The sequence below is a fragment of the Herbaspirillum sp. C9C3 genome, assembly GCF_013359625.1.
Lineage (GTDB): Bacteria > Pseudomonadota > Gammaproteobacteria > Burkholderiales > Burkholderiaceae_D > Herbaspirillum.
In genome coordinates this window covers 1-13,209 of record NZ_JABFMQ010000003.1, presented here as the reverse complement: position 1 = coordinate 13,209, position 13,209 = coordinate 1, and the positions used below count along the sequence as shown (strand labels likewise).

Below are 13,209 nucleotides of genomic sequence, written 5' to 3'. Positions count from 1 at the left end.
GGGGACGGGCGGGCGTCATTCGTTCATCCGGAGATTTCATTGTCTATGCGGCCTCGACGGAGGACGTGATCCATTTTCCGGGGGAAATAACAAGACCAGGGCGTTCACGACGATAGCTCTTGGAAGTCGTATTGATCGACCATTCTTCGATGTCGAATGAAAGTACATGCTCCATATTCTGGATCAACTTTTCGGGCGTACCGAGCGATGTCGACGCTGAGTAGGAGCCAGCCTTCAGCGTCATTCCGGGTATTCGATACGTCGCCAGATAGAGGCCTTCCTCGCGTAAGGGCAGAACGTCGTCGTCGTCCGTGTCAAAGGAATGCAGGACATCGACCATGTTTCGCGACAGCGTTACGGTGAGTTGCAGTCCGGCAGCTGCCTGCTTGACACGATAGGTGACCTCAATGACGATCTCGTCGGCGATGTCGAAGGAGTTGCTGTTTTCGCCGCGTGCATTACGTATATTCACCGACAGGATAGAACTGGGTTTTCGCTCGTCATCTGCGAATTGCACCCCGGTTTCCTGATCGTTAAGAGTCAGACGGGAGTATTGCTCGATCACCTGCGGCACTGCGCCCTGCATAAGCAATTGGCCCTTATGCAGCAGAGCTGCGCTTGTGCACAGTTCGCTGATGGCCCCCATGTTGTGACTAACGAACAGGATCGTGCGTCCGTCATTGGCGACCGATTCCATCTTGCCCATACATTTTTTTTGGAAGCCAGCATCACCGACTGCCAATACTTCATCAACGATCAATATGTCCGACTCCAGATGAGCCGCGACCGAAAAAGCCAGACGCACATACATGCCGGAAGAGTAGCGTTTCACCGGCGTGTCCAGGAAGCGCTCGACTTCAGCGAAATCGACGATGGCGTCAAACTTGCTGCGGATCTCTGCCTTGCTCATCCCAAGAATTGCTCCATTGAGGAAGATATTCTCGCGACCGGTTAATTCAGGGTGGAAGCCAGTTCCGACTTCGAGCAAGCTCGCTACTCTCCCGTTCAGAGTCACTCTGCCGCGGGTCGGCTCGGTGATACGCGAAAGGATCTTCAGGAGAGTCGACTTTCCCGCGCCATTTCGACCGATGATCCCAATTCGTTCACCCTGGGGTATTTCCAGTGACACGTCGCTCAGTGCCCAGAATTCCTCGCTCCCCGCATCTGCTCCATGTCCTCCACCAAGTGGATGGCGAAGTCCTCGAATCAGCTTTCGAGCGCCGCCAGCGATGACGTCACGCAGGGCTACATATTTTTCCGCAGTTTCGTGTTGCAACACGTATCTTTTGCTGAGGTTTTCGATCTTGATCGCTGGCATGTCAGATGACGTCCGCAAAGGTTTTTTCAGTTTTGCGGAAATACATGATCCCGCTGAAGAGCAGTACGCTAATGAAGAGTACTGAAGTGAGGAAGCCGGGCCAGTAGATTTGGGCCGAACCGCCGATGACTGCCCAGCGGAAGCCATCGATTACCGCGACCATGGGGTTGAGCGAATAGAGCAGTCGCCATTTCTCGGGCACTATTTCGCTGCTGAATCCTACGGGAGAAACATATAACCCGAACTGCACCACGAAGGGCACTATGTAGCGGAAATCCCTAAATTTGGTGTTGAGCGCAGCGAACCACAAACCTGCTCCCAAGGAAGTAGCCAATGCCAGCAGGATGAACACCGGTAGTGTGAGCATGCGCCAGTCAGGATAGATGCCATACCAGAGCATCACCGCTAGCAGTAAAACGAAGGTAATGGCAAAGTCCACCAAGCTGACTACGATAGCGCTGGCCGGAACTATCAGGCGTGGGAAGTAAACTTTTGAAATCATCCCTGCATTGCTAAGCAAGGAATTGCTACTATCAGAGAGCGCATTGGCAAAGAATTGCCAAGGGAGGAGTGCCGAAAAAACCAACACGGGGTAAGGGACTCCGTGGGATGGAAGGTTGGCCAGCGTGCCGAAAATGACCGTGAATACCAGCATGGTCAGTAATGGACGGATCAGACCCCAAGCAACTCCGATGACGGTTTGCTTGTAGCGTACAAGGATGTCGCGCCATGCCAGGAAGGTAAGAAGTTCCCGGAAGCGCCAAAGGTCGCGCCAATAGTGCGCATCGGCGCGTCCTGCTTCGATGGTCAGGCTTTCTGCCTCGCTAATTTGGGGAGTGCGTGGTGCTGTCATCGTCAGGCTTTGAAGCGTTGAACTACATCGCATACGTATTTGATCTCATCATGGGTATGACCCACGGAAATAGGTAGGCTTAACTCGGTTGCGTGCTGTTCATCAGCAATGGGGTATTCCCCGAAGAGAAGACCTTGCATTGCTTGCTGATGGTGCGGTGGGATTGGATAGTGCACTTCGGTTTTGACTCCGTTTTCCAGCAGGTGCTGGCGTAGTGCGTCGCGTTGAGCATGACGTACCCCATAGATGTGGTAGACATCATATTCCGCATCCCGTTGTAGCGGCTTGGAAAGCCACTGTGGTAGTTCATGATGATAAATCTCCGCAAGCCCCCTCTTATGCTGCGTCATCTGGTCGAGATGGCGCAGTTTGACGCGCAGGAGGGCTGCCTGAAGCTCATCCAGGCGGGAGTTGACGCCGACATAGCGATTGACGTACTTCTGCTTCGAGCCATAGTTGCGCAGATGTCGCAGGCGCTCAGCCAGATCGTCGTCGTCCGTGATGACGGCACCAGCATCGCCGATCGCTCCCAGATTTTTGGTCGGATAGTAGCTGAAGCAACCGCTGTCTCCAAAGGTCCCGGTCATTCGACCGTTGTACCGCGCGCCATGCGATTGCGCGCAGTCCTCGACCAGTTTTAGTCCATGTGAATTGGCGAAGGCTGAAATCTCATCCATCCTGCAGCTCTTGCCAAACATGTGGGTCACGCAAATGGCACGGGTGCGTGAGCTCATGGCAGCAGCGAGATGGTCCGGGTCCATATTGAAAGTCTCCAATTCCGGTTCGACCAGAACCGGACGGTGACCAGCGCGCAAGATGGCGAGGATAGTCGCGATGTAGGTGTTGGAGGCGACCAGGATTTCACTTTGAGCGGGGAGGTCCAGGGCTTCAATGGAGAGAATCAGCGCATCCAGACCGTTGGCTACGCCGATGCAGTGACGCGCGCCGGTATAGCTGGCAAATTCCGCTTCGAAGGCTGCAACTTCCTGGCCCAGCACGTACCAGCCCGAACGGATGACACGTGTTGCGGCTGCTTCCAGTTCAGCCATGAAGGTCGTATTCGACTTGGCGAGGCTTTCGTATTCGATCAATGGCGACTTATTCATAGGGGGTGTCGATATATTCGCTTCGGTCGTAACTATGGGAGGACATCACAAGCAATATCGATCCCGGGCCGAAGGTCATGGTGTGCCAAGCTTCTGGTTCGACCACCAGGCACTGGCTGGGTTGGTTCAGTACGATGGTTTCGCTTTCCTTTCCATCATTCATGTAGATGGAAACGGTTCCGCTGATAGCGACCAGTCCTTGTCGCGTGTAGCGATGACGGTGGCCGCCACGGGTTTGGCCGTCCGCACCATAGATCCAGTATGTTCGTACCACCGGGAATGGGAGGGCATTTTCCATTACCGTGAGCGAACCCCTGGGCTCGCTGTAGGTAGGAAGGTCAATGACGGTGAATCGCGACATAACTCACTCTTTATAGTCCATAGCCCGGTAGCCATGTTTTTTGATCAGTTCGTCACGTTGCGCTGAATTGAGATCCTCGCGCACCATTTCACTGACCAGGTCGGCGAAAGAGGTTGAGGGTGTCCAGCCGAGCTTTTCCTTGGCCTTGGTTGGATCCCCCAGTAGCGTCTCGACTTCGGTCGGGCGGAAGTAGCGTGGGTCCACCGCGACGCGACAGACACCCTTTTCGTCATAGCCCTTCTCGTTGACATCGCTGCCTTCCCAACGCAGCTTCATGCCAAGCTCTGCGGCGGCGGCGTTGACGAAATCACGAACACTGTATTGCTCGCCGGTAGCGATGACGAAGTCCTCTGGTTTCTCCTGCTGAAGCATCAGCCATTGCATTTGGACGTAATCGCGTGCGTGACCCCAGTCGCGTTTGGCGTCCATATTGCCGAGGAATAGGCATTCCTGGAGTCCCAGCTTGATGCGGGCGAGGGCGCGCGTAATCTTGCGTGTGACAAATGTCTCGCCGCGACGCGGAGATTCGTGGTTGAACAGGATGCCGTTGCAGGCATAGATGCCGTAGGCCTCCCGGTAGTTGATCACGATCCAGTAACCGTAAAGCTTGGCCACCGCATACGGGCTGCGCGGGTAGAAGGGAGTGGTTTCCTTTTGAGGGATCTCCTGGACCAGACCGTACAACTCAGAGGTGCTGGCCTGGTAGAACCGCGTCTTCCTTTCCAGTCCCAGGATGCGGATGGCCTCGAGCAATCGCAGCACGCCCAGGCCGTCGGAGTTGGCCGTGTACTCGGGTTCCTCGAAACTGACGGCCACATGGCTTTGCGCCGCCAGGTTGTAGATTTCGTCCGGCTGCGTCTGTTGAATGATGCGGATCAGCGAAGACGAGTCGGTCATGTCGCCGTGATGCAGGAAGAAGCGGACGCCTGATTCATGGCGATCGCGATATAGATGGTCGATGCGATCCGTATTGAATAGGCTGGTACGACGCTTGATGCCGTGCACAATATAGCCTTTTTCCAACAGCAGTTCGGCTAGGTATGCGCCGTCCTGGCCGGTAATGCCTGTGATGAGGGCAACTTTAGGTTGTTGTGTGGTCATGGTGGATGGTTTCCTGTTACTTACGCACGGAGCTGGATTGCAAAAAATCTTGATAGGCCATTTTCAACCCGTCCTCCAAACTGACACGGGCCTTCCAGCCCAGAGATTGCAGACGCGAGCTGTCCATAAGCTTGCGCATTGTTCCATCGGGTTTGGTTGGGTCGAAGCTCATGTTGCCTTCATACCCGACCACATGCCGGATCAATCTGGCAAGTTCTCCAATGGTGACGTCGTCACCGAAGCCCACGTTGATGTGACTGAGCATCGGCCGGGTTTGCTCGTTATAGGTTGCCTGCGGCAGTTTCATGACGTGCAGGCAGGCTCGAGCCATGTCGTCCACATAGAGGAACTCGCGCCTTGGCGTGCCACTGCCCCAGATCGTGACATTTGGAACGCCTTGTTCCTTGGCCTCGTGGAAGCGCCGTATCAAGGCCGGAATGACATGTGAATTCTCACCGTGGTAGTTGTCTCCAGGCCCGTACAGATTGGTAGGCATCACACTGCGGTAGTCGATTCCATGGGATGCGCCAAACTGACGGTTATAGCTCTCGCAGAGCTTGATGCCGGCGATCTTTGCCAGTGCGTAAGGCTCATTGGTTGGCTCCAGCACGCCCGTGAGCAGGGCATCTTCCTTCATCGGCTGCTCGGCCATCTTCGGATAGATACAGCTCGATCCCAGGAAGAGCAGTTTCTTCACTCCGTTTCTGAACGCCGCGTCGATAATGTTGGCTTCTATCATCAAGTTGTCATAGATGAAGTCTGCGGGATAGGTATTGTTGGCGTGTATTCCGCCCACCTTCGCAGCCGCGAGGTATACCTGGTCCGGCTTTTCTTCTTCGAAGAAGGCGCGCACAGCAGCCTGTTCAGTTAGATTCAGTTCACTGTGCTGACGAGTGATGATCTGTTGTTGTCCTTCTTGCTGCAACATCCGAACGATGGCTGAACCAACCATGCCACGGTGGCCGGCGACATATATTTTGCTGGGCAAACTCATTTCTCTTCTTCTAGATTAAGCAGGAGGGGGCGGTGGTCGTGTCGCCGGGGTCAGCGCTGATCGTCAGAGAGCTCTGCTTTGAGCTGATCAATCTCCGCTTTCAACGCCTCGTACTCACCGACCTTGCGCTTGAGGAATGCGGCCGTCAGCTGCGACTTCTCAGTTATTCCAGACGGCGTGAGGAGGTAGACGTAGCCTAACTTGTGCTTGCTGTTGCTAAAATTCTGGACTTTCACCAAGCCCTTTTCGATCAGCGCGCGAAAACAGAAATTGATACTTCCCAAGCTAATATTTAACTCGCGCGCCAACGACCGCTGGCTCACTCCTGGCTTTTCCTGAAGTCTACGTAACACTTGGAACTGGAGGTCTTCCTGAAATTCCGGACGATGTGTCATGGAGAGGTATTTGATAGTGTAGGGCGCCGGACACGCTACCGCCCTACTGTTCAACGTTCAGCAAGCGCGGGTCGGTGCAGGGGTGTTCATGCGGCGAACGGATTGTGCCATACGTCGTTGATTTCAGGCAGCATTTTTTGCTCTTTCGTGGTATTGCAGCCTATTGGCATTTGCGCAGGTCTGCCGGCGATATGCTCAGTTGGACTTCCCTGTGCAGAATTTCGATAAGGATCATTGCTCTTCGGACGCCATCGGCCATTTTGTAAACGGCTTCGAGACCACTGAATGGGCCAGTGGTCACTATAACTTTCTCCCCGGGAACGAACAGTGGCACAGGTTCAGGGGCCCTGTTCTCAAATGAGCGCAACCATTCAATGAGGCGTGGAGTCACCTCTACTGGTGCTGGCCCGAACGATACGAGTCGGCTCACTCCTCGTGTAGAGCGAATTGGTGCAAGGCCGCGTCCTGCGGTCTTGTCGTTAATTTGCAGGAAGAGATAGCGTGGAAAGAGTGGCTCAGCGGTTGCGTCAATGGCGCGCTTGCGAAGCTTCTCTCTTTTGAGCATCGGCAGCAGGCAAACGTAGCCTTGACGCTCTAGATTTTCTAAAGCCACCTTCTCTTGCCGCGGTTTTGTATGGATAAGGTACCAGGGCATCGGCGCAACCCAATAAATGGGCATTCATTTTAAACCAAACATTTCTTTTCATTTCATCCTGTTGGGTGAGAAAATTTGTTGTTTGCGTACTCTTATTGCTTCGTGGTAAATGCGTTTAACCTCTCGCCGTCATGCGACAATGCGGTTCTTGGCCTTCCATAACATGCTCAAGAGTATGTGAATTTCGTTGCTCGTTAGAATGCTCATTCAAACAGCGAACTATCCCTAGGTAGCTCCCACAGGTAGCTCGATACATGTCTTCTTTTTTGATCAGTTTTGTTATTTCCGCCATTTTTACCCTGTTGGTAATTCGTCATGCTCACCTTCATGAGGCGGGGTTGGATGTTGACTTAGACGGCATCCAGAAAGTGCATGTTCATGCAGTACCTCGTATCGGTGGGTTGTGCATTTTCGCTGCCGTGGCTGTCAATTGCTGTATTTCTGCCTTTCGGACCAAGGAGTTGGCGCTTCAGATTGGCATGTTACTGCTTTGTTCTTCAGTGGCGTTCGCAGGGGGGCTTGTCGAGGACTTCACCCGCAAAGTTAGTCCAATCCGTCGTTTGGGGCTGACCTTCATCGCTGCATGGATGGGCTTCGTGCTCATGGACGCTCGCATCAGTCACCTCCATCTCGGGTTCATGACTTGGCATATCACATCCCTGTGGATTGCGCTGCCTCTGACGATTCTTGCCGTGGCAGGAGTTGCGCATGCCATCAATATCATTGACGGTTTCAATGGCCTCGCTGGAGTTGTGACCATTTGCATGCTCATGTCGCTTGGCTATGTGGCTTTTCAGGTCAATGATACATTTGTGCTGATTGCAGCTTTGGTGGTGGCTGGTGCAGTTGGAGGGTTCTTTATATGGAACTTCCCTGCCGGGATGATTTTCCTTGGTGATGGAGGGGCCTATTTCCTGGGCTTCGTTCTCGGTGAGCTTTCGATCCTGTTGGTCATGCGCAACCCAGACGTCTCTTCTTGGTACGCGTTGCTGCTGCTGATCTATCCAGTATTTGAAACGTTATTTTCGGTCTATCGTCGTGTGTTCGTGCGAGGCACGCCCGCTGGGATGCCTGACGGCATCCACTTGCACAGCCTTATCTTCCGTCGCTTGGTACGTTGGGCGGTGGGGCGCGAAGATGCTCGTGCATTAATCAGAGGCAATTCGATGACTTCACCGTACCTGTGGCTACTTTCGTCCTTGGCGGTGGTGCCTGCGACGTTGTTCTGGCGCAATACCTGGCTACTGATGGCTTGCACATTGGTCTTCATCATTGCGTATCTTTGGCTGTATTCCCGCATTGTTCGATTCAGGTCTCCACGCTGGATGATGATGAAAAGAAGAAAAACGGTTCTCCGAGATTGATCACTACTCCCACATTGCCACTATGAACGCTCCCGCACATTCCATCTTCAAAGCCTACGACATCCGCGGCATCATCGACAAAACCCTGGATGACCAGGTCGCCTTCCAGATCGGCCAGGCCTTCGGTGCAGCCGCCCTGGCCCGGGGCCAGAAGAAAGTCGTGATCGGTCGTGACGGTCGTCTCTCCGGCCCCTCGCTCTCGGCCGCGCTGGCCAAGGGTCTGCAGGCAGTCGGCGTGGACGTGATCGATCTGGGCATGGTCGCGACCCCCATGGTCTATTTCGGTACCCACGTGCTGGATACGCAGTCGGGCATCATGGTTACCGGCAGCCACAATCCGCCGGACTACAACGGTTTCAAGATGGTGCTGGCTGGTGAGGCCATCCACGGCGAGACCATCCAGGCCCTGTACCACGCCATCGTCAAGGGCGAATTCCCGCAGGGCGCCGGCAGCTACAGCACGCACGACATCAAGGCGACCTACATTGCCCGCATGATTTCGGATGTGAAGCTGGCCCGTCCGCTGAAGATCGCCGTCGACTGCGGCAACGGCGTGGCCGGTGCCTTCGCCGGCGAAATCTACCGCGCCCTGGGGTGTGATGTCACCGAACTGTTCTGCGAAGTCGATGGCAACTTCCCCAACCACCACCCCGATCCGGCCCATCCGGAAAACCTGCAGGATCTGATCCGCTGCCTGCAGGAAACCGACAACGAACTCGGCCTGGCCTTCGATGGCGACGGCGATCGCCTGGGCCTGGTGACCAAGGACGGCCAGATCATCTATCCGGACCGCCAGCTGATGCTCTTCGCTGAAGACGTGCTGACCCGTAACCCGGGCAAGGAAATCCTCTACGACGTCAAGTGCACCCGCCACCTGGCCCCCTGGATCACCGCGCGCGGCGGCCAGCCGCTGATGTGGAAGACCGGCCACTCCCTGGTCAAGGCCAAGCTGCGTGAAACCGGGGCCCCGCTGGGCGGCGAGATGAGCGGCCATATCTTCTTCAAGGATCGCTGGTTCGGCTTCGACGACGGCCTCTATGCGGGCGTGCGCATGCTGGAACTGATGGCCCGCCAGAGCGACCCCTCGGCCGTGCTCAATGCCCTGCCGCAATCGGTCAGCACCCCGGAACTGCAACTGAAGCTGCAGGAAGGCGAGAACTTTGCCCTCATCGGCAAGCTGCAAAGCGATGCCAGGTTCGATGGCGCCCAGGACATCATCACCATCGATGGTCTGCGCGTGGAATACCCGGACGGCTTTGGTCTGGCCCGTTCATCCAACACCACGCCGGTGGTGGTGCTGCGCTTCGAGGCCGAGACGCCGGAGGCTCTGGAGCGCATCCAGGGAGAATTCCGCAAGGTCATCCTGGCCGCCCGTCCCGATGTGACACTGCCGTTCTGACCAGCCGATGAGGTAAGATGCTGGCCCACCATTAAAGTCACGCCAACGTGGGTCAGCCTTGAAAATTCTTATCGTCCGTGTCTCCTCGCTGGGAGATGTCGTCCACAACATGCCGATGGTGGCGGACATCCATCGTCATTTCCCCGGTGCCCAGATCGATTGGGTCGTCGAAGAAGGCTACACCAGCCTGGTCGGCCTCAACCGCCATGTGCACCAGATCATCCCCATCGCCCTGCGTCGCTGGCGCAAGACCCTCTTCTCGACAGCGACTCGCGCCGAGATCGGGGCCTTCCGGCGGCAACTGCAGGCCGAGCGCTATGACGTCGTCTTCGATACCCAAGGCCTGCTCAAAACCAGTGTGGTGATGCGTATGGCCCGCCTGGCCCCCAAGGGCCGTCGGATCGGCCTGGCCAATGCGACCGAAGGTTCTGGATATGAAGCTCTCTCCCGAATCTTCCACGACCAGAGCATCCCGGTCGGCCTGCGTACCCATGCCGTCACGCGTGCCAGGCTGGTGGCGGCGGGCGCGCTGGGCTATCGGCTGGAGGGGCCGCCCGACTTTGCCCTGCAGCCGCCGGACCCGGCGCGATGGGCCTGGATGCCGGAGCAGCCATATGTCGTGTTCCTGCATGGTACCGCCCGTGCCGCCAAGCAATGGCCGCAGGACCGTTGGATCGCGCTGGGGCAGGCGCTGGCCGGGCGCGGCTTGTCGGTTCTGCTGCCCTGGGGCAATGCCCGGGAGCAGGAGGCCGCTCGCCAGCTGGCCGCAGGTATCCCCAGCGCGATCGTGCTGCCTGCACTGCCAATGATGCAAGCCGTGGCCCTGGTGCAGCAGGCGCGCCTGGTGATCGGCCTCGATACCGGACTGACTCATATCGCTGCCGCCTACGGCAAGCCCACAGTCGAGCTCTACTGTGACTCGCCGCGCTGGAAGACCGAGGGCAACTGGTCCCCGGCTATCGTCAACCTGGGTGATCTGGGGGCGTCTCCACGTGAAGAAGACGTGTTGCGCACCGCGCTGGAGCTGTTGTCCTGAGTTTTATCGCCCCTTGGGAGTCACTTGGGCATGTGTTGAAACAGATCAAACGCTCCGCGCAAAGCATCAATTTTGCGTGACAAGCCGCATCTGGCCTGCCTTCCAGGCGTGCCAGGGCCAAGCTGTCGGCCACACGGGCAGGGCGCTTGCGGGCATAATACGCGCCATGGAATCGCAAATTATCGAGATTGGCCTGACCGAATGGCAGGTCGAGCATCCCAATGAGGACTGGATCACAGCACTGGAAGCCGGGAAGGTGCTGTATTTCCCGCAGTTGGCTTTCCAGCTCATGGAGTCCGAGCGCAAGCTGCTGGATCCGGCCGTGCGCGCCCCCAAGTCGCGCAACATCAGCCTTGACGCGCGGGGGCACATCAAGGGGGCTGCCGGTGGAGCCGAGCAGCAGCTGGCGCTGGCGGCGATGATCGGGCGCTTCCGCGAGCAGGCACTGTCGCTGGTGCACACGCTGCTGCCCAAGTACCGTGATGCCTTGCGCATCGCACCGACCAGCTATCGTCCGATGCAGGTGGAGACACGCGCCCAGTCCTGGCGTGCCGATGACCGCCGCATGCACGTGGACGCCTTTCCCTCGCGTCCCAATTACGGTGAACGTATCTTGCGCGTCTTCACCAATGTGAACCCCGATGGCGTGCCGCGCGTCTGGCGCGTGGGCGAGCCCTTCGAGACGGTGGCCCGGCGCTTTCTGCCACGCGCCAAGCCTTACGTGCGCTGGCAGGCCAGTGTGCTCAAGGCGCTGCACGTGACCAAGTCCTTGCGTAGCCAATACGATCACCTCATGCTGCAACTGCATGATGGCATGAAGAGCGACATGCAGTACCAGCAGGACGCCCAGCAGGTCACCATGCCCTTTGCCGCGGGCTCAGTCTGGATCTGTTTCTCGGACCAGGCCTCGCACGCGGTCATGTCGGGCCAGTACATGATGGAGCAGACCCTGCACCTGGCACCGGGACAGCAATACGACCCGCAATCCAGTCCGCTGGCCATCCTGACGCGCCTGGTCGGCCATCCTCTGGTCTGAGATGCGGCTGCTGTATTCCCTCGTCTGGTGGCTGGTGCTGCCTCTGGTGCTGCTGCGCCTGTGGCGGCGCGGCCGCAAGGAGCCCGGTTACCGGGCGCATGTGGCGCAACGCCTGGGTTTTTATTCGCACGATGCGCGCCTGTCTGATCCGCAGGCTCGGTTCATCTGGGTACACGCGGTCTCGGTCGGGGAGACCCGTGCCGCCGAACCGCTCATCGATGCCCTGCTGCACCGCTATCCGCAGCACTCCATTCTGCTGACCTGCATGACGGCCACCGGCCGCGCCACGGGGGCTCAGCTCTATGGCAAGCACGGGGCGCGCGTGGTGCAGAGTTTCCTGCCCTACGACACGGGGTGGATGTGCGCGCGTTTCCTGCGCCACTTCCGTCCGGTCGTGTGCGTGCTGATGGAAACCGAGGTCTGGCCCAATCTGATCGAACAGTGTCGCCGCCATCACGTGCCGGTGATGCTGGCCAATGCCCGCCTGTCGGAACGTTCGCTGCGGCGAGGATTGCGCTTTGCCGCGTTGCTGCGTCCGGCGGCCGAGGCCATCGACAGGGTCGCCGCCCAGTCAGCCGCCGATGCCGAACGTTTGCGTGCCTTTGGTGCAGGCCATGTGGAAGTGACCGGCAGTCTCAAGTTTGATGTCCAGCCTCCGGTCGAGATGGTCGAGCGCGGATTGGCATGGAAGCGGGCGCTCGGCGGGCGCAAGGTATTGCTGTGCGCCAGTACCCGTGAGGGCGAGGAAGCCTTGATTCTGGATGCGCTCGCCAAGCTGGGGCAGACCGACTGGCTGACGGTGATCGTTCCGCGCCATCCTCAGCGCTTTGATGAGGTGGCCGGAATGATTCTGGCGCATGGCTTGCGGCTGCGTCGGCGCGCCGAGCTGGAGCAGCACAACGATTGGAGTCAGGTTGATGTCGTGTTGGGAGACTCGATGGGTGAAATGTTCGCCTATTACGCCTTGTGTGATGTGGCCTTCATCGGCGGCAGTCTCCTCCCGCTGGGTGGACAGAACCTGATCGAGGCGCTGTCACTGGGCAGGCCGGTCCTCATTGGTGTGCATACCTTCAATTTCCAGCGTATCACCGAGGACGCCATCGACGCCGGCGCGGCCTTGCGCATTGAGAATGCGGCCACCTTGTTGCGTCAGTGGACGGCCCTGGTGACCGATGAGGAGCGCATGACCCGAGTGGCGGACGCCGCTGTCGCCTTTGCTCAACGTCACCAGGGGGCGACCGCGCGTAGCCTGGCATTGTTGGCCCCCCTCGTGAATGAGGCTCAAGTTCGTCGATAGGCCTCGACGGTTGCCTTGAGCGCGTCGTCGACCGATACCGGCGGCGTCGTAAGGTGGAACGGCACGCAGGCGTGGGAAGGCGGCGTTAATGTTGCCGCGCCACGCATCTAATACAGGCGGACCGTAGGCCGGGCAATCACCACCAAGACTGTGAGCAGGGGTAGCCCCGTGTTCCAGGACCTGCCTGCTAAATTATTTTCAATTATTTTTCAAAAAGTGCTTGCGTGGTGTGGAGGGCATTGCTATAGTTCGCCCCCTGCTGACGCGACACACGAAGCGAAGTTGAAAAACAGA

The 13,209-nt window shown here is 57.5% G+C and carries 13 protein-coding genes; 5 read left to right on the top strand and 8 right to left on the bottom strand.

The window, feature by feature from the left end; all coding sequences use genetic code 11:
* Positions 1 to 43: 43 nt before the first annotated feature.
* From HNO82_RS04040 to rfaH, 8 genes are all read right to left on the bottom strand, one after another.
* The gene (locus HNO82_RS04040; protein ID WP_175342836.1) at positions 44 to 1,318 is read right to left on the bottom strand and encodes an ABC transporter ATP-binding protein; all 1,275 of its coding nucleotides are present in this window, start codon (positions 1,316 to 1,318) and stop codon (positions 44 to 46) included.
* A gap of 1 nt (position 1,319) precedes the next feature.
* Positions 1,320 to 2,171, bottom strand: coding sequence for an ABC transporter permease (locus HNO82_RS04035; protein ID WP_034351648.1), 852 nt, complete (start codon positions 2,169 to 2,171; stop codon positions 1,320 to 1,322).
* A 2-nt stretch (positions 2,172 to 2,173) separates the two neighbouring features.
* Positions 2,174 to 3,277, bottom strand: coding sequence for a DegT/DnrJ/EryC1/StrS family aminotransferase (locus tag HNO82_RS04030; RefSeq protein ID WP_249776930.1), 1,104 nt, complete (start codon positions 3,275 to 3,277; stop codon positions 2,174 to 2,176).
* Complete coding sequence (locus tag HNO82_RS22185) at positions 3,270 to 3,638, bottom strand: sugar 3,4-ketoisomerase (RefSeq protein WP_175342835.1); 369 nt, start codon at positions 3,636 to 3,638, stop codon at positions 3,270 to 3,272. The genes HNO82_RS04030 and HNO82_RS22185 overlap by 8 nt, the downstream gene beginning before the upstream one ends.
* Positions 3,639 to 3,641: 3 nt before the next feature.
* Positions 3,642 to 4,739, bottom strand: a complete 1,098-nt coding sequence (gene gmd, locus HNO82_RS04020) for a GDP-mannose 4,6-dehydratase (RefSeq protein WP_175342834.1) — start codon at positions 4,737 to 4,739, stop codon at positions 3,642 to 3,644.
* A 16-nt stretch (positions 4,740 to 4,755) separates the two neighbouring features.
* Positions 4,756 to 5,733: a GDP-L-fucose synthase gene (gene fcl, locus HNO82_RS04015; protein ID WP_175342833.1), complete on the bottom strand. Its 978-nt coding sequence runs from the start codon at positions 5,731 to 5,733 to the stop codon at positions 4,756 to 4,758.
* Positions 5,734 to 5,783: 50 nt separating this feature from the next.
* Positions 5,784 to 6,128 carry a MarR family EPS-associated transcriptional regulator gene (locus HNO82_RS04010; RefSeq protein WP_175342832.1) on the bottom strand — a complete coding sequence of 115 codons (345 nt, stop codon included), beginning with the start codon at positions 6,126 to 6,128 and terminating at the stop codon, positions 5,784 to 5,786.
* A gap of 160 nt (positions 6,129 to 6,288) precedes the next feature.
* Complete coding sequence (rfaH, locus tag HNO82_RS22445; protein WP_175342994.1) at positions 6,289 to 6,783, bottom strand: transcription/translation regulatory transformer protein RfaH; 495 nt, start codon at positions 6,781 to 6,783, stop codon at positions 6,289 to 6,291.
* A gap of 254 nt (positions 6,784 to 7,037) precedes the next feature.
* Here rfaH and HNO82_RS04000 point away from each other — a divergent pair, with 254 nt between their 5' ends.
* The 5 genes from HNO82_RS04000 to waaA all read left to right on the top strand — a co-directional run bounded on the left by HNO82_RS04000 (position 7,038) and on the right by waaA (position 12,915).
* Entirely contained in the window at positions 7,038 to 8,147 is a 1,110-nt protein-coding gene (locus HNO82_RS04000; protein WP_034351653.1) for a glycosyltransferase family 4 protein, read from the top strand.
* A gap of 22 nt (positions 8,148 to 8,169) precedes the next feature.
* Complete coding sequence (locus tag HNO82_RS03995; RefSeq protein WP_175342831.1) at positions 8,170 to 9,546, top strand: phosphomannomutase/phosphoglucomutase; 1,377 nt, start codon at positions 8,170 to 8,172, stop codon at positions 9,544 to 9,546.
* A 58-nt stretch (positions 9,547 to 9,604) separates the two neighbouring features.
* Positions 9,605 to 10,582 carry a lipopolysaccharide heptosyltransferase I gene (gene waaC / locus HNO82_RS03990; protein WP_175342830.1) on the top strand — a complete coding sequence of 326 codons (978 nt, stop codon included), beginning with the start codon at positions 9,605 to 9,607 and terminating at the stop codon, positions 10,580 to 10,582.
* A gap of 166 nt (positions 10,583 to 10,748) precedes the next feature.
* Complete coding sequence (kdoO, locus tag HNO82_RS03985; protein ID WP_175342829.1) at positions 10,749 to 11,618, top strand: Kdo hydroxylase KdoO; 870 nt, start codon at positions 10,749 to 10,751, stop codon at positions 11,616 to 11,618.
* 1 nt (position 11,619) lies between these two features.
* Positions 11,620 to 12,915 carry a lipid IV(A) 3-deoxy-D-manno-octulosonic acid transferase gene (waaA, locus tag HNO82_RS03980; RefSeq protein ID WP_175342828.1) on the top strand — a complete coding sequence of 432 codons (1,296 nt, stop codon included), beginning with the start codon at positions 11,620 to 11,622 and terminating at the stop codon, positions 12,913 to 12,915.
* Positions 12,916 to 13,209: the final 294 nt, after the last annotated feature.